We start from the raw sequence: 18,656 nt of genomic DNA, 5'->3' as shown, positions 1-18,656 counted from the left end.
CCAGCCCGGACTGATGGCTCCTCTGGTTAAGCGGTGTCGTCTCGCCCATCTTCGTTCTCCGGGCCGTCAGCCGAGGCCGCCCGATGTGCGCGTTCATTACTCACTGTGGTCCAGGAGGCAGCGAAGAACGCGAATGCACGTGCGAACAATAACCAGATGGAATGCGTTCCGGACAACCCCATTGAAGGTCGTATCCCAGCCCGTGCCCAGCGTTGCTGGTGACCGCGGATAGGCTCGCAGCTGCTACCAATCGCCTGTGGCTCAGCCGAGGCCGGATTACGTCCAGTCGGCGCCAAGCAGGATATAGCGGAAGCAGTTTGGTGAGAATCGGCCCCACCTCTGTAAGTAGCCTTGCTTTCCGTGACGAGTTCGCGGCTACAAAAATTCTGTTTCTCTTAGGTAGAATGCTGCGCACGGGTCAGATTAACAACGTGAAGATTCGCCGGGACTCTTTCGTTTATGCGCCAACACTTACTGCAGGGGGAAGACTTGAAGCTCATCAGACTTAGGGTTGAAAAATTTAGAGCCATTCGCAGCGCGGATATCCGCATTGGGGATGAGCTGGCACTGGTCGGCCAGAACAGTTCCGGGAAGACTTCCGTTCTCCGTGCCCTTAACGCCTTTTTCAATTTTGAGGATGAACGCGACGCATTCGAAAGCGGGCAGCACGTCTTCAGATCATCGGCAGTAGCGATAATTGATGTTACGTTTGCAAAAACTCCGCCAGATTGTTCGATTCCCCGTTCTAGTGTCGGTAGTGACTTCGTTAGAGCTCGCCTGAGATACAAGAGGGAGCCGCTGTGGGAAATCTATGTTGATCGAGATTGGGTTAAAGCACCTCAAGATTTTCAATCAGAGCTGCGCAGATTCATATCGTACGCCTTTATCCCCCTGAGGCGTGACCACCATGTTGCTGGTTGGGGGCCCGATGGGCTTATGGAGCGCGTCATTGAAGCTAGCGTGAACCACGGACGTCAGCGAGACCATATTACTCCGAAAATTAGGGGCCTGGCAGAGGCAATCAAAAATCAGTCTCTTGACAATCTGGTCAAACAACTGAGAAGAAAGACGCCGTTAAATGGCGCTTTTGAGTATGCACTTAAGTATGATGACGTCCCCGATTACTCGATGCTGATTAAAGATCTCACACTGCACGTGACCGAAGGGACTCAAAGTGTTCGGCTTTCGGACAGCGGAAGCGGAACGCAAAGCATGGCGGTTTTTGCATTGTATTCGTACTTGGCGGAGCTTGAAAACAGTACCTACATCTTGGGATTTGAGGAACCTGAGCAGAATCTTCATCCACAGGCACAAATGCAGCTTCTCAAGAATCTACGTAGCATGGGCTTGCAGATTCTCTTCACTACCCACTCGTCTACGATGATCGATGCTTTGGATCACGAGCAAGTAGTCCTTTGCCGCAGGGCTCGGTCTAGCCGACGTGATATCGAGATGAGCATTAGTCAGCTGCCCGAAGACTTTTTTACTTCAAATGGCATGGACAGGGAGGCGTACTATCGATTCCATAAGCGGCGAAATTCAGAGTTTTTCTTTGCGGATTTCGTTATCATCACAGAAAGTCCCATCGATGCCGTAGTGGTGGGCCATCTTATGAGCGACAGTCATGGCGACTTGGAAGCTCTCAATATGACGATAATGCCTCTCGACGGGGTTACAAATATCAATTTTATGTATCATTTACTTAAGAGTCTCGAGATCGACTCTGCATTTGTCGTGGATAAGGACTATTTTCTGCCTTATACCCAGGATGATGTCGACAGTAGTCGCAATGCAAAGGGGTTTCCGCAGTATCGTCAAGAGTTTAAAAATGACTGCCTAATCAATGAGATAGTAAAAAAGCCAGCGGACCGGCTAGCCTTGCTCACCTATCTTTGGAAAGATCACGGACGCGCCGCTGCCATACTGGCGGAGGCAAACTTTTACTGTTTTCGGTGGTCGATGGATGTTGATCTGGTGGCTGCTCCTGTTGCGCGCAATGTTATGCTAGACACCTGTGGTGTTCGGGACCCTAGTAAGCGTACTTCCGAGGAACTGCTGATTCAGCGGCGTAGACAAATCAAGAAACAGGAAGTCGTCGGATCCGTTCTTTCCAAACTTACCGCCATGAACTTGCCTTCGTCATATAAACTGATCCGTCGCGAACTTCCTATCAAGGCGAAGGCAGCTGCACGATGACTCGTTGAACCAGCAATGGTCGACTGTTCAAAAAGATGGCGAAAGCAGTGCAGGGGATAGTACCTAATAGCGGCCTTGGGTGACTAGCACGTCTTGTTGAATGTTTGTAGAGCCGAGAAGGGCCGGCCGCGCTACCGGCGCAGCAAATCTGCCAAGCCCATCCATCTGCCCGCCGGGAAGCTACCCTTTCGGGTCGACAAGCCAGCGATCAACCGACAAACCCTGGTCTCCCTGCTGGTGACCCCGATTTCCATTGTGCGTGCGTCGGAACGGGATAAACCCTGTCCAAAGGATATAGTCAACTGCAAAGCATTGCGGGGGGAGTATTGGCAACAAGTTCAGTTGGAGGCGGCTCAGGGGCCGTGGCCTCATCCTCGCATGCAGGGTGCGCCCGCTTCCGAGGCACCGATCCGCTTATTACGGGACTGACCCGACGGAACCTCGCGAAGGCGGTGGGCTTTGCGGATACGGCTGGCGGCATCCCGCAGGCTCGGTGGATGCGTGCCATGACGTTTGAGCGTCTCATTCGTCACGAATCGTTTGCCGGCAAAATTACAACAGCAGCCGTCGGTTACCTCGGTCTCGATCGTCCGAGCGAGGTCGTTACCGTCAACGCACACGTCAACGTGGACAGGACCGCGCGCCTCCTAGCTCATGCCCATGAGCGCGCACACGCCACAGGTGCGACCACGCTCATCTACGGCCTGGCCATTCCATTCGTCGGCTTCGAAAACTCTCGCGCAACTGATGTCAAGCCAGACTTCGCCGTCGTCGCACCAAAGTTAGCGGCGGAAGGAACTGGATCCTGGATCATCGTCGGTGATGCCAAGGATTACGAGCGCTTGCGTTCTCGTATCGAGGACTCACGCATGCTCAAGGGCTTCCTTCAGGTCGCGGTCGGTGCAGAATCCTGTAGCGCATGGTCCCAGCTGCCTGCGGGAATGGACGTGCACACACACGGGGTCTTGGCGGTCCCACGGAATTCCTTCCTACAGCCAGAGCCTGTGGTGGAGAACCTGCACGATCATAAGGAAGAAGTACTGCTCCGCATTTCGGAGCGTCGTGCCGAAGCCGCTGCATCAGGATATGACGAGTCGACGCCGCTGCCGCAGTTCGTCTCTCATCTGAACGCAACGTTCAGCCCAACGTCATGCACCACATGCACGCTCTTTTCCTTCTGCCGAAATGAGCTTCGAAAGTCGGTTAACCCGAGCGACCTGCTCATTGAGCTAGGCATCAGCCGTGACTTGCGCACACAAGCGCTTGGCCTGGTCGACGGCGTAAGCAAGATCGGGCGCGTACCCGCGTCAGTAGCCGCCAATATCGTTGCCACACTCCACGGCGTAGCCCAGCCCACAGGCCAGCTGCGCGTCGACCAGATAGGTCGCGCCGGTACCGTAAACGTCGTCATAGCCAAGTCCGACGCCGCCGCTCTCGGTGTTCACGGTCTGGCTATCCAGCGCATCACCTCAGAAGGCCGAGGTGAGTGGCAGACCTACGTCTACGATGACCCTCAATCTCCAGAGACGCGACGCAAGGTCATGCGGACACTCGGAAAGACGTTGAACCTCGCTATGCGCGATCAACGGAAGGCCCGCCCGAATGGGCCCAGCGCAATCCATATCGTTGTCCCGGACGCAGTAACTGCCGACGTTCTCGTGTCTCTTGCCGACAATCTCGCCGGTGTTGAACTGAGCCGACTGCGTTGGCAGCGTGACAAAGATATGGGGCGCCCACCTCTAACCTTCGACGGCGAGCCGGCAGAAGTGCCAGCACCACTTAGCGAGGCTGAAAGGACCGCTGTTTCTTTCCTACTTGAGGAAGACCGCGCCCGCGCTTTTTCACTCCGCTGCCCGATCATCGACGTGCGTGACGTACTCGCGAGGCACATTGTCGCTGGCGGACCCTCGACGAATGCAGGCCGTCTCGACTATCTGGTCGGGTGGGCCGAGACTGCGGACAAAGGTTCATTGAGTCACCGTGCGTTCGCCGACGACATCGAGAAGAGCATCCACACACCGGGCGCTCGACTCGCAAACTCTCAGTCCGACGCAATTCACTCAGCACTGACCGGAGCACGAGGTGGCACAGCACGAACCGGTCCCGCAGATCCACAGGCGTATCAAGATCTTGTAGCTAAAGAACTCGCCTACAAGTGCGCTGTCCTCCATCGTGCGTTGGACGTGATCGAGAAGCTCCCGGTCTCAAAGCTCCGCGAGGCCTATCGCACGGTCGAGAGTGACGCCCAGGAAGTGTGGCGTAGACGATTGTCATTGCACGCATCCGACCTAGTCCGGTTCGGCCGCACGTACCGATTCTGGCGGAATACGCACGTTCCAATGATCGAGAGCGATGGCCGGTGCAACACACAACTGCTGGCACTTTCGAATCCACAGACGGCGCACGACCTGGCGACGTCTGCTGGCACTCGACAGGTCGCATTTGCGACGGTCGTCTCGCAGATCCCGCTAGTTTTGGATGTCGACTCGCGCCGGATCGGAGAAGGCTCACGAATCGTCATGCTCGCCCGGAATGGCGAGCCCTGCGTCGAAGCAGCGACGACATCTGTGGACGTGTCCCCAAAAGGCGCATTCAAGATTGACGGTATGAGTATCGGGCCACTCCACCGGGCTGCGCTTCCCGAGGATGCTCCCGAATCGCACCGCGTCTGGCTAACGGAAGTCTTTCCCCACTTGGATGCGGGCGACCGCATCGTCGTCGCGGACTTCGACTGGTTCTCAGCGTTGAAGGGCGACCGCTACCTAAATGTCACGAAGCCTCGACCAGATACACAGTCGGCTCCGGGGCCGAATTGTGAGATCAGCTCGTACGATGACGAGCCCCAGCTCCATGCGTGGTGCTGCCGTTCCCACGAGAGCCGGGAAGCGGAGTGGTCTGACGAACTGGCCGATCGCCGTGCGCGCGGTCTGCTCAACCCTGAGGCATGGCCACCTGTGCGAGACGGAGATGGATTCGAGGTGTCACCAGCTGGATCCGTTGTAGGCAATCCGTACACGGCAGTTAACGAAAGCGTTCCGGCCCACTTGACGATGGATGACATGGAGTGACCTTGACTGACTACTTCACACCGCCAGACGTCACGGCGACCGATGGTATTCACCATGCCGCTGCCGCTGCAGGAAACTCCGCAGTCTCGGACGAGGCGAGTCGGGAACTTGCCGACATGCTGTCAGGAGCCTCCCCGATAGACCGGATTCTGCTCAAAGCTGCCGCGGGCGCAGGTAAGTCTTATGCTCTGAAGCGCCTTGTAACTGAGGCGGATGCGCGTTCAAATTGCAAGCGGATCGCCGTCGTCGCATTCACAAACAAGCAGGTGCGACCGCTCGCCGCCTCGCTCGGCAAAGAACTAGGGCGTGACCGCGTAGGTCTTCTTATTTCGGCCCAGCAGTGGGGCGAAGTGCCTCAGGAAGTGCACGACCTCGCTACAGTTGTCACCTCTACCTCACATATGCCAGAAAGCGTCACCGTCGTGATCGCCACGTGCAGCCGCCTGGGTGCACCAGGGGAGCTCAAGCGGCTGCGTGATCACTTTGGTGCTGGATACAACGGTTCAGTAGCATTCGACGCCATGTTCGTAGACGAAGCGTGGCAAATTCCGCATCACCTGTTCGACAAAGTCGCCAAAGCAGCGCCCAAGTGGGTGGCGGTCGGCGACGTCGGCCAACTTCCACCGCTTGAGATCGGAGAGAATCCTTGGAGGGGTGACTCTGGGTACAACCCATACCGGGCCTGGCCGACGGACTACGAAGACGACGCCCGTACGTGGGTCAGGGAACTTCCCGCGGTGTGGCGTCCATCTGCCGGACACCTTGGCCTTTGGCGGGCTTTCTATCCAGAATGGAAATCGCTTGATTGCGTCGCAGCGCAAGGTGACCGGACGCTAGATCTGGGAGCGATGGGCGGTCCAATTACCGAGATTTGGCGACAGATCGGCACTGGCGTTCCTACGCTGCTTGAGGTCGATGGCTTGGCCGATCCCGAGGCAGCCGACGTCGACCTCCCACTGATGGACTTCATCGAAGCACTGCTCGACGAGTTTTTCGCCGCCGGCGTGACACTCCAAACCGTGGACTATGACGACGGCGGAGCACCAACAGGTAGTAGTACTGTCGTGGCACCTGGTAGCAACAACCAGGACCCGTTGGTTGCGATCCTTGCGACACGCAATCAGGCCGTCGATGACGCCGCGGAGGCAGTCATCCGATTGCAGGAAAAGTACGACCTCACCGATCAAGACATCGTGAGCTCGACGGTCGACTCGTACCAAGGTCAAACGAACGGAATCACGGTCGCTATCCATCCGCTCAACGGGGCAGCCGAGCTCGATTCATTCAATTCGGCCTTCGGACGACTTGCTGTGACGTGCACACGCGCTACGCACGGGCTCCTGATGGTGGCTCGGACGGGCCTCGACGAGCTGCTCGCCGAAGCACCCGCCAGTCCTGGCACACCGTTCGGAGAGCCGGGTAACCGGCAACTGCCTCGGCAGACTCATCAGCGGATTCTCGCAGCCTTCGCTCGCGGCCGCATCGATGTCTCCGACGACGGGTAGCTTGTTCCCTGGCGGGTAGCTCAACTTTGACTCTGGCCTGGCCCCATTCGCGCAGTATACAGCACAATATCGACGAAGGAAAATGATGTCACGGCTCAATGATCTGCTCAGGCGCTTGAGCGCTAATGACCCGTCGCTTGCGGCCGACCTGAAACGCGAGGTAGACGCCCTAACCGACCGCCGCGCCTTCGGCCTGAACTTCGAGCGGCACGTGCCCGAGACCGTCGAACTGCCCGGCCGCAAGGTTCACAGAGGTGACAAAGTTCGGCTGTTGCCGCAACGCGGGGCAACCCGAACGGCCGAGAATGATCGACTGTGGCGCGTTCTGTCTATCAACCGAACAGCTGAAGCAGTCACAGCAACTGTGGAGGCCATTGACGGAGATGCAACCGAGAGCGTTCCGTTGGGCGACCTCATTGTTGTCGCAGAGTTCCGGGATCCAATTTACCCAGGGCTGGTGTCCACGGGGAAGGTCGAGCGTGGTGGAGACAAGCCGTTTCACACGGTAATTAATGCTGAGAACTTCCACGCATTGGAGACGCTGCTCTTCACCCATCGTGGCAGGGTCGACTGCATATACATCGATCCGCCCTACAACACCGGCGCAAAGGATTGGAAGTACAACAACGACTATGTGGAGGATGACGACCTCTACCGTCATTCGAAATGGTTGGCCTTTATGGAGCGACGGCTTCTTCTGGCTAAGGAGTTGCTAAACTCGGACAACTCCGTTCTTGTCGTTACGATTGACGAGAACGAGTATGCGCGGCTCCTTTTGCTTTTAGAGCAAACGCTTCCCGAGGCTAGGATCACCACGACCTCTGTGGTGATCAACCCGAAGGGTACGCCCGAGAACGGGTTTGCTCGGATCGACGAGTACGTCATATTTGCAGCCTTCGGTTCTGCTGCACCCATCCGAGTACTCGACTCGATGCACGGACAGGTGCCGAGCCTGACGAGTGTACGAGTTCGTTGGCGCGGTCTAACGCGGACCGGTGCGAATGGGGTGAGATCGAAGTCCCCCGGGGCCTACTATCCGATATTTATCCGAGTCGCCGATGGTTCGATTCATAGCTCCGGAGACGTACCAGCTGAGGACAGTGACGGACAGGACCTGATTCCGCCGCCAGGTACCGTTGCGGTTTGGCCGACGCCTCGACCTGACGGCACTTTGGGACGGTGGTCCGTTGTCAAGGAAAAGTTTGACGAGCTTCTCGCGATGGGGGCTGTGAAGACAGGGAAGGTCAATATCGAATCCGGAGAGTTTCCGCTGTGGTACTTGACGGATCCAAACCTGAAGAGCATCGAAAACGGCGACATCGTGGTTCGAGGCCGTGCTGCCGACGGTTCCCTCATTGTTGAATACGCCGCGGCAGATTCTAAGAAGACAGTGGCGAAGACGGTATGGTCGCGACCGGCTCATAGTGCAAGCGAATATGGGTCCGGATTGCTCTATCAGTTCCTTCCCGATCGGGAATTTCCCTACCCAAAGTCCCTGTATGCCGTCGAGGATACTCTGCGCCTCTTTGTCGGGGATAAGCCAACGGCGACCATTATCGACTTCTTTGCAGGTTCCGGTACCACAGCCCACGCAGTCATGCGCCTCAACGCGCAGGATGGAGGACGACGTCAATCGATCCTCGTCACCAATAATGAGGTGTCCGCGGGTGAAGAAAAACGACTTCGCGCGAGAGGGGTCCGACCGGGAGATCCCGAATGGGAGATGTACGGGATATGTGAATACATTACAAAGCCTCGCCTTTCCGCCGCCATTACCGGAATTGCCAGCACAAATACATTGGTTGATGGGGAGTACAAATTTGGCGACACTTATCCCCTGAGCGACGGGCTCGAAGAGAACGTTGAGTTTTTCAAACTGACCTACGAATCGGCCCTTCGTGTATCGTCGAACCGTGAGTTTGGTAAAGTTGCGGCTTTGCTCTGGATTCGTGCAGGGGCGCGAGGCCGACGTATAGATGACTTATCAGCGGGTTGGGATGTTGCCGATACTTACGGCATCATCGCGGATATGAACCAAACGGAACGGTTCCTCAAAGAAATTGAAGCGAACAACGGCGTGAGACTCGTCTATGTTGTGACCGACGAGGACCGACTCTTCGAGTCGGTCGTGCGTTCATTGCCTGAGCAAGTAGAGCCCGTCCGCCTCTACGAGGCGTATTTGCGCAACTTCGAGATTGAGACGGGAAGGAACTCGCTGTGAAATACACACTCAAGGATTATCAGGAAGACGCCGTCGCTGATGTGCTCGTCAATCTTGAACGTGCCAAGACAGAGTTTGAACGTGACGGGCGCGAGTCGTCATTCTCTCTCACTGCGCCTACCGGCGCAGGCAAGACCGTAATGGCGGCGGCTGCGATTGAGGCTTTGTTCTACGGCAACGAGCACATTGATTTTGAACCAGACCCCGGCGCAGTGGTCATGTGGTTCTCCGATGACCCGAACCTAAACGATCAGACCCGAATGCGTCTCATGGATGCATCGGAGAAGTTCTCGCCGTCGAACCTCGTGACGATCCAGTCACCCTTCGCAAAGGCGCGGCTAGACCCGGGCAAAGTCTATTTTCTTAACACTGGCAAGCTGACGAAGAACTCGCTTCTTACCAGGGGACACGTTGAGAACCCGGGAGAGCAGCTCACCGGTCTTGCCGAAGCTGTCACACCGGACATGCAGGGGTGGACAATCTGGGAGACGATCGCGAACACCATCGCGGATGAGAACCTAACTCTCTACCTCGTGCTTGATGAAGCGCACCGCGGCTTCAACACGAATGCGACCAGAGACAAGCCGACGATCGTCCGCAAGCTTGTCAATGGTCACGCTGGTTACCCCCCAATTCCGATCGTGTGGGGCATTTCAGCGACCATCGAACGGTTTCAGGATGCGATGAAGGCAGCCGATGCGAGCAAGGACCGCCGCGCCTACCCCGCCGTCATTGTGGACCCTTCCCGGGTACAGGAGTCCGGCCTTGTTAAGGACGTCGTAGCATTGAACATCCCGAACGAGGCTGGCAACTTCGACACTACCCTCGTCCGATTGGCTGCTCGAAAGCTCCTCGAGTCGACCGAGCGTTGGGCCAAATACGCACAGTCCCAAGGATCTCTCGAAGCGGTGAAGCCACTCCTTGTGCTGCAGACGCCGAACTTGCCAGAAGGCGACGACATCGGTCGTGCTCTGGACACGATCGCACACGAGTACCCTGAACTCCACGGAGTCAACGTTCGACACGTCTTCGGTGAGCGCACCCCACAGAAATTCGGGGCGTGGGAGGTCGACTGGATTGAACCTCAACGTGTCGAGGAGACTGAAAAGGTTCGAGTGCTCATCGCTAAGGACGCGATCTCCACTGGTTGGGACTGCCCCCGCGCTGAGGTTATGGTGTCATTCCGCCCGGCGAAGGACAATACTCACATCACCCAGTTGCTAGGCCGCATGGTGCGCAGCCCTCTCGCCCGTCGTGTGCCCGGTGACGAGCGGCTCAACTCGGTTGACTGCATCCTGCCGTTCTTCGATCGAACCACTGCCGGGCAGGTCGTCAAGTACCTCACCGGCCAGCTTGAGGAAATGCCCGGTAACGGAGGCAAGAAGATCCTGCTCGACGGGCGCGAGCTGCGGCCCAATCCCGAGATCGCAGCCGCCGTCTGGTCAGCGTGGGACGGGTTGCCCACCGAAACGCTTCCCAAACGAGGTGCACGTCCCGTAAAGCGGCTTGTCGCCCTCGCTCAGGCCCTCGCGCAGGACGGGATCAGACCAACGGCACTGCGCGATGCAGAAGACGAGATGCACGAGATCCTCGACGGTTATGCCGCTCGATACTCCAAGCTGCTGGATGCAGCCGTCGAAAAGGTTTGGGACGTCAATGTTCAGGAAATCTCCGGCAAAGTTGGTTCGTCCAAGCTCACCTATCGGGAGTTTGCAGAGCGGGCTGACGACCGTGCGATTCGCACCGCGTTCGAGGATGCGAAGAAGGCATTCGGTGCCGACATAGCGCAGTCATACGTCAACTACCTCGCCGGCCCGGACGATGAGGACCCAGACGACGATAGTTTGCGCGCCGCCTTCGTTAAGTCAGCAGCACTGGCAACAGTGAAAGAAGTCCGCGAAAAGGTCGACCAGGAAGCGACCGAGATCGTTGATAAGTGGTTCGCCGACGCGCGTGTGGAACTTAAGGGACTTTCTGACGAGCGCCAACAGGAGTACGAGGACATCCGTGCAATGGCGATCGATCCACAGCGAGGGTCCCTTGGCCGACCGCGCTCCCGCATGGAGGATTACCAGGTCGTGGACGACGACGAACAGGTCAGCATCGCCCCGTTGGCGAGCCTGCACCTCATGTCCGATGACAACGGACAGTTCCCTTTGAGCTCGCTCAACAGCTGGGAACGGAAGGTTGTTCTCTCGGAACTCGCTCGTCCGAAGGCCATCGGCTGGTACCGAAACCCGTCCCGTGCCGCTGTTGACTCGCTGGGCATCGCCTACCGCGACGGGCGGGGGAACTGGAGGTCAATGCACCCAGACTTCCTCTTTTTCCACGAGGTGAATGGCGAGGTCAAGGCATCGATTGTGGACCCGCACGGCCATCACCTCGACGACGCAGTTATGAAGCTCAAGGCGTTGGCGGACTTCGCCGAGAAGTACGGCGAAAACTTCTACCGGATTGAGGCCATCAGTCAGCTCGAAAATTCGCTGCGGGTTCTGGATATGAAGAGTCCTGACGTGAGGGATGCGGTGCGGCACGGGAAGACGTCAGCGGTCGACTTCTATTACTCGGGCGTCGCCGTGGACTACGTCGCTGACCTCGCCATTATCACGACGTAACGGAGCACTGACGGCACGACGTCCAGTCGCACGCGAAGGTCCGGTAAGCCTGCAGCTTTGCGGCTACCGGGCCTTCGCTGCGTTGCACAGCCTCCGGACGTCGCACATCCGACACTTTGAGCGCTCCGGCTTAGGGTCGAACTCGCGCCGCTTCAGGCTCTCGACCGTGGCTATCACCGTAGCCTCAGCATTCGCGATGGCGTGATGATCCACGTTGACGTCGTGGCGTTGTGTCGTGCCAAGGTCGTGGATGAATGCGGCAGAGACATCGAGCCCTTCGCGGCGTCCCGCATTGGCATAGACCTGGAGCTGAAGTGGATTGGTCTGCTCGCCGGTCGAGGTTTTGTAGTCGACGATCGCAAGACTTCCCACTTGGCCGTCATGCTCGTCGTAGATCACGTCAGCTCGGCCTGAAACAACCACCCCATCCAAGTACAGCTCGAATGGACGTTCGGTAGCCCAAGTACGCAAAAGGTCCGACTGATGGTCGGTGACGTACCTGTGGACGAGCTTGCGAGCCTTCTCCCGCATCTCCTTGTGGCCGGCCTTGTTGGCATAAGGCAGGAAAAACTCAGAGTTGAGCAGCTGGTTGATCTGCATCTCCGTCGGGAGTGTCCCTGTGGCTTTAGTCTTCTCCGCGAGTACCCGCATGGTGTGGTGTACTGCATTGCCATAGCCAAGTTCGGCCTGGATTGCGGGCATAAAGCCGAGCTGGGTCTTTAGCATGTAGCTGCGCGGACACGAGTCAAATGCGGCCAGATCGCTGTACGTGATGGCCAGTTCTGCGTCATTTTTACCGCCTTTGCCGGAGATCGACGTCGGTATGCCGTCGCCGTTGAAGGCCTGACGAGCGAAGTCGTAATAGCGCGAAGCACGGCGGTTGTTGCCGTTTTTCATGCGCGCATGACCGGAGAGCAGGACGGCATCGCGTGCCCGCGTGACGGCGACGTAGAAAAGACGGCGCTCGTCGGCGTCCGTGCCTTCGTACCGTCCGACGTCGAAGCGTCCATGCAGCGACGGTGGCCAGTTCTGGCGATTGCCGTTCTTGCTCGATGGGAAGCGGGTCGTCACCAGCGAGGGCAGGAAGACGACCGGCCACTCAAGCCCCTTGGATCCGTGGACTGTTCCGAGCGCCACACCGTCTTGGAAGAGATCCTCCTCGCCGGCAAAGTCATCGTAACTCCCGACCGAGTAGTTCGAGAGCAGGATGGCGAAGTTCTTGTAGAACCACTCGCCGCCGCTCCTAGCGCCGACCTGCTCGCCGGGATTGTTCGGATCCTTACGCGAACGCCAGCTCACGCCCTCGTAGTCCGCGAGGACGTTAGTGAAACGGGCGAGCGTGCCCAGCCTGTTCCGGGTCAGATCGTCAGTGAGGTCCCAACGGTTCACGCTGAGCATCTCGACGAGAACGTAGAAGTCCCCGACGAGACTCTCATTGAACTCACTGGCGAGTGCCTTTTTCTTCCACTTCACTAAGTGCTCGCTTAGCGCGGTGCGGGTCGGCGGCGTCAGATCGAAGATGCGCGCGTAGTCGTCCAGAAGGCGATCGAGCGAGACGGGCTGCCGTGCGCCGTGCTGCTCAGGCGACCAATCTACGCTCCCGAGCCAGCAGTATGTGGCGGCGAATACCTCGGCTTCCGGCTGCGCGAACAGACCAGTGCGCCCGCCTGGCTGGACGGGGATCCGTTTGGCCGCGAGCGCCTCGAGGATAGCCGGATAGGCAGCCTTGCCACGCACTAGGATGGCGATGTCCCTGTACTCGACGCCTTTGCCGCGAAACTCAATAATCTGCTTCGCGATCGCTTCCGCCTCGTCATTTTCCGTCCCTGGCTCGCGGCTGAACGCCACGGACGGTCCGTCCTCCTCACGAAAAGGCTGCATCTCCTTATCGATGCGCCCCGGGATCGTCTTCGCGAAGGCGTTCGCAAGTTCGACCACACCGGGACGGGAACGGCGATTGGTCAGGAGCCGGAACTGCTTGACATTCGGGTAGCGGTGCTCGAACGTCACAATATTCTCCACCGCAGACCCACGCCACTGGTAAATAGCTTGGTCATCATCACCCACAACGACAACGTCGGCAGTGCCGTGTGGCTTAGCCAGAAGCGTGATCAGGCGCTCCTGCGCGGGGTTGACGTCTTGGTACTCGTCAACAACTAGATGCCGAATAGGTGCCGTAACTGCCGCGTGGATTTCGGGGTCCTCAAGCGCTTCGACAGCGCGCACGATTTGAGTACCGAAGGACATGAATTGGTAGCGGTCAAGCATTGCGTAATACTCGGTGACAGCCGCCTTGAAAGCATCTTCGGGCAAAGAATCGACAGCGATCATCTCGTTCTCGATGACGTCCACACCCCGTTGAAACATGGCGATGCTCTGGAAGGTACCCTGCGTGGCCGACAACTTCTTAATTCCGAGCAGGTAGCTTTCGCGGTACAGCAGGTTCGTGAGCTGGTTCGCATCCAGGGGCGTGTACGTCTCGTAGCGGGGCACGTATGTCTGGAGCATCCGAAAACAGTATGCGTGGATAGTGCCGACAAACAGCCGCCCGAGCTGGTCACTCGCCTCCGCTCCCTGAGCCGCTGTCACGCGTTCGCGGATACGTTCTTTAAGCTCTGCAGCAGCTTTCTCCGTGAACGTGAATGCGACGATTGACTCCGGTGGCTCGCCGTCCGCGAGAAGTTTCGCGACTCGCTGGGAGACAACTTCCGTCTTGCCAGAGCCCGCTGCAGCGATGATCTGGATATGGCTTCCCCTATGGGCGACAGCCTCGGCCGCGTCGCCCTCGAGCAGGGGGATTTCGGACGTCGGCGACTCGGGGCGGCTTGGCGCGGCGAGCGGCACGCTGGTTCCAATGGTTGGGGCAGTTAAAGGTTGTGCGGGGCTCATTATCTTGCGAGCCGCTTGCGTCGGAGTCACCGGCTTTGCCGACGCAACCGAGACAGAAGGCGCTCCGGCTGAAGACAGATCTGGGGACCTGTCAGCGAATGGAGCGGGTGTTTTCGCCTGCTTCTCCTTGGGCGTGCGGACCCACTTGAATTTCACGCGTTTTCCCCCTGTCATTATCGTCAGATGAATCGACCGAAAACGATAGGCGTCACCGGTTACATTCTGCGTCATCAGTAATTACAGTTTAGGGCACAATTTTTGAGGAAGCGCTTCTGCAGGGACAAGATCACTCCGGCACTGTGCCCCGCCCCATCACTGAAGCTGTGCTTGGCTCGCTGAATGACATCGAATTAAAGTTTGTCGATCCAAGTGTCCTCTTCACGGTTGTCCCAAGCAGAACCTTTGGCCGAGCCAACCGAACTCTTTCGCTCGTTGATACGGTTGAGAATTGGGCGAACGTCTTTGGCGAGTAAATCACGAATGTGGGCGACAGGACGGATCGTGCAGGATTCGATGATCTGCTGGCGCTCGGCCATGGAAGTGATCCTTGCGGCGTCAAAGGCTCGACGAAGTTTCGCAACCTGATCAGAGGTTACGCGAGGCTCTTCTCGATTGACCGGGTCCGAGCTGAGGACAGTTGGCAGATCGAAGAGTACTGTTTCATCGTGTTCATCGTGGTTCATGGTCGTGGATGTCCTTGGATTTGAGAGTTGGTCTCCTAATAACCTAGTCGCCACCCACAATGTCTGTTCCACCAACACCGCAAACGATGGGCCCGACGACAAACGAGAGTGCAGCGCTAGTTCGAAACATGTGAGTGCCGGCATCTGCAGGCGTGGCAGATTCCAGCGGTTTAGAAGGGGGTAAAGCCGTTCAGCCAGCGGGCCGACTCAGAAGGTTGTTCCAGAGGTAGCTCTCGCCGACGACGGGAATGCCGTAGTCCCGCGCTTTGCGGGCCTTCCCCGAGAGGGAATCAGGGTCGGCCGCTACCAACAGCCTGACCTTTCTAGTGACACCGGGATGTGGGATGTAGCCGGCGTCCCGGAGGGCGTCTTCGACCTCACTGCGCGGCCGCGACATGTCACCGGTGAGGACTACCATTTCTCCGGGGCGGAGGGCGCCGGTCCCGGCCGTCTCCCCGGCACCGGTCGGAACGTTCGGCCGGTCCGCGGTAGGGACCTGCCGCGGCTGCTTAGCGATCTCGACGGCTGCCGGAGAGATGCGCAGCATCGCCGCGACCTGTTCGAGATCGCTGATCTCCTCGGAGGTGAGGACGCCGTCCTCCCACGCGGCGTCGACCAGCTGCTTGAAATACTGTCCATGCAGTGCCGTGACCTGAATTTGACTCATGCCCAGGCCGTTCGCAGTCTGCACCAGTATCTCCTCCTCGTGGGCCGAGAGGTAACGATCCATCAGGGCGCGGTCGAGCAGCGCGAGGTACTCCACCTGCTCGGCGGGACCGGTGAATTCGGGAAGACGCACGACGATGCGTTCCAGGAAGTGCTGGTCCTCCTGACTGCCGGAGGAGCGCAGTGCGGGGGAACGCAGTGGAGCCGGCGCGTCGCTGCGCCAAGCTGCGCCGGCGGCATGGTTAAGAAGGATGTCCCAGTCGTTCAGGTTGGGGTCGAGTTCCATGTACCTGGACAGGAGCACGGCAGCGGCTTCTGCGTCGTCGCCTGCGCAGTGGGCGTTCTGCAGAGCGATGCCGAAGGCATCGCAGCAATCCTGCAGCGACCGTCCGGCTCCGGGAAGGTACTCGCGGGCCATACGCATGGTGCACAGCCCCTGCGGAAGGTAGAAGTCGGGCAGAGGCTGGCCGGCGCGACGGAACTCGTCGTCAAGGAAGCGCGCATCGAAGGACAAGTTGTGGGCTACGACCACGGAGCCGGAAAGCCTCCAGGACAGTTCGTCGGCGATGTCCGCAAAGGACGGCGCATTCAGGATGTCGCGTGCCTGGATCCGATGGATGGACTGCTTGCCGAGGTCGCGACCAGGATTGACGAGGGTCTCCCACCGGTCCACGATATTGCCCCGCCGGTCCAGAGTGACGACAGCGATTTCGGCGATTCGGTGGTGGGTGCCTGGGAAAAGTCCCGTTGTTTCGGTGTCGACGACCGCAAAATAACCCTGCTGCATGTTCCTGTCCCCCAAGATGATTCGGCTGTACGGGATGACCTTATCGCTGGCGGGCGATGTTATCAGGGAGCGCTTTGAAATATGACAGTATGTTCTATCTTCGAGTTACTCATTTGCCGTGCAATGAAGTAAACGCTCGATTATAGGACATAGGCTCTGCCTGTGAACGACACCACGTGAAAGTAAGCTCAGCTAAGGAGGGCTTGATGAAAGGTCATCAACGCGTCGAAGAGTGGATGGGTGCGGAGTGCCTCACGCTGGCTGATTTGTGGCCCGCAGATACCAAAGCCGTTATCGTCGGTATCAACCCGGCCCCGGTCAGTGTTGAGGCTGGACACTACTATCAGGGAAGCTTGGGTCGAAATCTTTTCAGACGATTGCGGCAAACTGGAGTGCTGGAAAGTAACGAGTATTCCTACGACGACGATGCGGCCGTGGCACATGGCATCGGTTTCACCGATATTGTCAAACGGCCGACGGCACGTGCTTCAGAGATCGCACCTGAAGAGTTTCGGTTCGGAAGATTCCTCCTGGAGCAGAAGCTGGAAGCACACGGCGCTGAACTAGTGATCTTCACCTTCAAAAAGACGGCTGAGCTACTGCTTGGCAGGTTTGGCGGCAACGGCTTCTTGCCAGACCGTGTGATCTCGTCTTCCAAGGTTTTCGTAATGCCCGGCCCCTATGAAGCAGTGGGCACGGTAAAGAAGACGCTTGCTTCTCTGCAGGAGTATTGGGCGCAGCTTTGACGCTCGTCCGGGCCTGTTTCCCTCGCTCCAGATAGCCGGGGCCATCTGGAGTCTGCAAGGATTTTCCCTGAACAGTGTCTCGGAAATACGCAGGGAATGCACCGCGGCGTGGGTGGGGCGCGCCACGCGGCAGAGGCGAGGTTCCGTTACCTGGGTCGGTCCGCCTCCTGCAGGATCTCGGTTAACTAAGCGGCCACGTTGTCGAAGCTGACCTCCCTGATGTGCTGCGGAATGAAGAAGCCTTTGACCACGCTTGTTTCGATCGCCGGACGTTGAAGGCTGCGCCGCCGATTCCGATTTGCGGGTCCACTAGGAACGGCGTGATGCCAGGACTCATACCCTCAGCTGCGAGCATGAAAGTGCTGACATGGTCTTGAGGAGTTCGGACAGCGGTCGGCTACACGCTGCCGACCGACCTCGACAATACTTAGTCGCTTGAGGTCGGAACGTCCGGCCACTGCGGTTCAACGTACTCGTCGTCCGGGGAATCGCCCATATCGTCGTTTGCGTGATCGAGGTACCAATCATCTATTGAGTCAGTCATCTCATCCACCTAGGTAGGATCTTCAGCCCATCGCGGGCATGTGCGCAATGTTATTAAATCAAAACTTCACGTGGACGGCATTGGGCGACCACGGTCGCGAGAAGAACGCTGCCCTTTACCAATTGCTTGCACATACAACCACGTGCCAACGGACAGGAGCACATTCAAGTTGATTGGTGCTGGGACACTATGCGGCACGATGTGAGTTGTGCGGACGTAACCTTACGCTCGCTGCGACTGAATCTCCCAACCATGATCCAAAGGGACAATCGGCTTTAGGTTCAGTGCACACTGCCTGCACGCGCGAGCGCGCTGCCCAGTAGGCGAGCTCCGCCGTCGTGTGCGGTTGTTGACGGTAGAAGGTCTAGTTGTCTGTGCCTAACGCTGCCCCGGGCAACTGGCCAGGACGCGGCCACCGAGGAGACCCCGTGCGGCGCAGTGAGCGCGTTCGCACCGGACCGCACTCGGCACTAGGTATCTCCACGCGCGTGGCTGCCGCGCGCCAGATCCAGTCCGGTAGGTGGCTGAGGCTGGGGGCCAATCAGGCTTCTGCCGACAGAGGGTCATTTACTTGCCGGTGGCGAAGGCCCACCGTTCGACTTCGTCCACGCCAACGGTCCGGCCAGCAGTTGATAGCTCGGGACTGCCCCCGGTTTTGTTGACTCCTTGACCTAGCGAGCTGGTGCTCGTGGAAGGATGTTGACCATGCCCACGGCTTATGGGGCGGAGTTCCGCC

The 18,656-nt window shown here is 58.2% G+C and carries 9 protein-coding genes; 6 read left to right on the top strand and 3 right to left on the bottom strand.

Translation table 11 applies throughout. The features are described 5' to 3' along the window. The first annotated feature begins 489 nt into the window (after positions 1-489). From AC5RV2_RS01510 to AC5RV2_RS01490, 5 genes are all read left to right on the top strand, one after another. Entirely contained in the window at positions 490-2,196 is a 1,707-nt protein-coding gene (locus AC5RV2_RS01510) for an ATP-dependent nuclease (RefSeq protein WP_494090854.1), read from the top strand. A gap of 506 nt (positions 2,197-2,702) precedes the next feature. Then, positions 2,703-5,264 carry a hypothetical protein gene (locus tag AC5RV2_RS01505; protein WP_494090853.1) on the top strand — a complete coding sequence of 854 codons (2,562 nt, stop codon included), beginning with the start codon at positions 2,703-2,705 and terminating at the stop codon, positions 5,262-5,264. Beyond that, positions 5,261-6,769: an AAA family ATPase gene (locus AC5RV2_RS01500; protein ID WP_494090852.1), complete on the top strand. Its 1,509-nt coding sequence runs from the start codon at positions 5,261-5,263 to the stop codon at positions 6,767-6,769. The genes AC5RV2_RS01505 and AC5RV2_RS01500 overlap by 4 nt, the downstream gene beginning before the upstream one ends. An 85-nt stretch (positions 6,770-6,854) precedes the next feature. Next, a complete protein-coding gene (locus tag AC5RV2_RS01495) occupies positions 6,855-8,990 on the top strand; it encodes a site-specific DNA-methyltransferase (RefSeq protein WP_494090851.1) in 2,136 nt (711 codons plus the stop codon). Then, a complete protein-coding gene (locus AC5RV2_RS01490; RefSeq protein ID WP_494090850.1) occupies positions 8,987-11,605 on the top strand; it encodes a DEAD/DEAH box helicase in 2,619 nt (872 codons plus the stop codon). The genes AC5RV2_RS01495 and AC5RV2_RS01490 overlap by 4 nt, the downstream gene beginning before the upstream one ends. A gap of 63 nt (positions 11,606-11,668) precedes the next feature. On the opposite strand, the gene AC5RV2_RS01485 is transcribed toward AC5RV2_RS01490, so the two are convergent. The 3 genes from AC5RV2_RS01485 to AC5RV2_RS01475 all read right to left on the bottom strand — a co-directional run bounded on the left by AC5RV2_RS01485 (position 11,669) and on the right by AC5RV2_RS01475 (position 16,630). Beyond that, positions 11,669-14,725: an ATP-dependent helicase gene (locus AC5RV2_RS01485; RefSeq protein WP_494090849.1), complete on the bottom strand. Its 3,057-nt coding sequence runs from the start codon at positions 14,723-14,725 to the stop codon at positions 11,669-11,671. Positions 14,726-14,844: 119 nt separating this feature from the next. Beyond that, complete coding sequence (locus AC5RV2_RS01480) at positions 14,845-15,177, bottom strand: hypothetical protein (RefSeq protein WP_494090848.1); 333 nt, start codon at positions 15,175-15,177, stop codon at positions 14,845-14,847. Between the two features lie 190 nt (positions 15,178-15,367). Beyond that, complete coding sequence (locus AC5RV2_RS01475; RefSeq protein WP_494090847.1) at positions 15,368-16,630, bottom strand: exonuclease domain-containing protein; 1,263 nt, start codon at positions 16,628-16,630, stop codon at positions 15,368-15,370. 206 nt (positions 16,631-16,836) lie between these two features. Between AC5RV2_RS01475 and AC5RV2_RS01470 the strand changes: the two genes are divergently transcribed. Then, positions 16,837-17,376, top strand: coding sequence for a mismatch-specific DNA-glycosylase (locus tag AC5RV2_RS01470; protein ID WP_494090846.1), 540 nt, complete (start codon positions 16,837-16,839; stop codon positions 17,374-17,376). The last annotated feature ends 1,280 nt before the right edge of the window (positions 17,377-18,656 follow it).

It is taken from the genome of Arthrobacter sp. Y3225116, from assembly GCF_059091245.1.
Note: the sequence above shows the minus strand (reverse complement) of the source record. Positions and strands in the feature narration are given on the sequence as shown.

Coding starts and splice junctions, on each gene's coding strand:
- AC5RV2_RS01505 (WP_494090853.1), top strand. CDS start 2,703: ATGACGTTTGAGCGTCTCATTCGTCACGAATCGTTTGCCGGCAAAATT.
- AC5RV2_RS01495 (WP_494090851.1), top strand. CDS start 6,855: ATGTCACGGCTCAATGATCTGCTCAGGCGCTTGAGCGCTAATGACCCG.
- AC5RV2_RS01485 (WP_494090849.1), bottom strand. CDS start 14,725: ATGACGCAGAATGTAACCGGTGACGCCTATCGTTTTCGGTCGATTCAT.
- AC5RV2_RS01480 (WP_494090848.1), bottom strand. CDS start 15,177: ATGAACCACGATGAACACGATGAAACAGTACTCTTCGATCTGCCAACT.
- AC5RV2_RS01475 (WP_494090847.1), bottom strand. CDS start 16,630: ATGCAGCAGGGTTATTTTGCGGTCGTCGACACCGAAACAACGGGACTT.
- AC5RV2_RS01470 (WP_494090846.1), top strand. CDS start 16,837: ATGAAAGGTCATCAACGCGTCGAAGAGTGGATGGGTGCGGAGTGCCTC.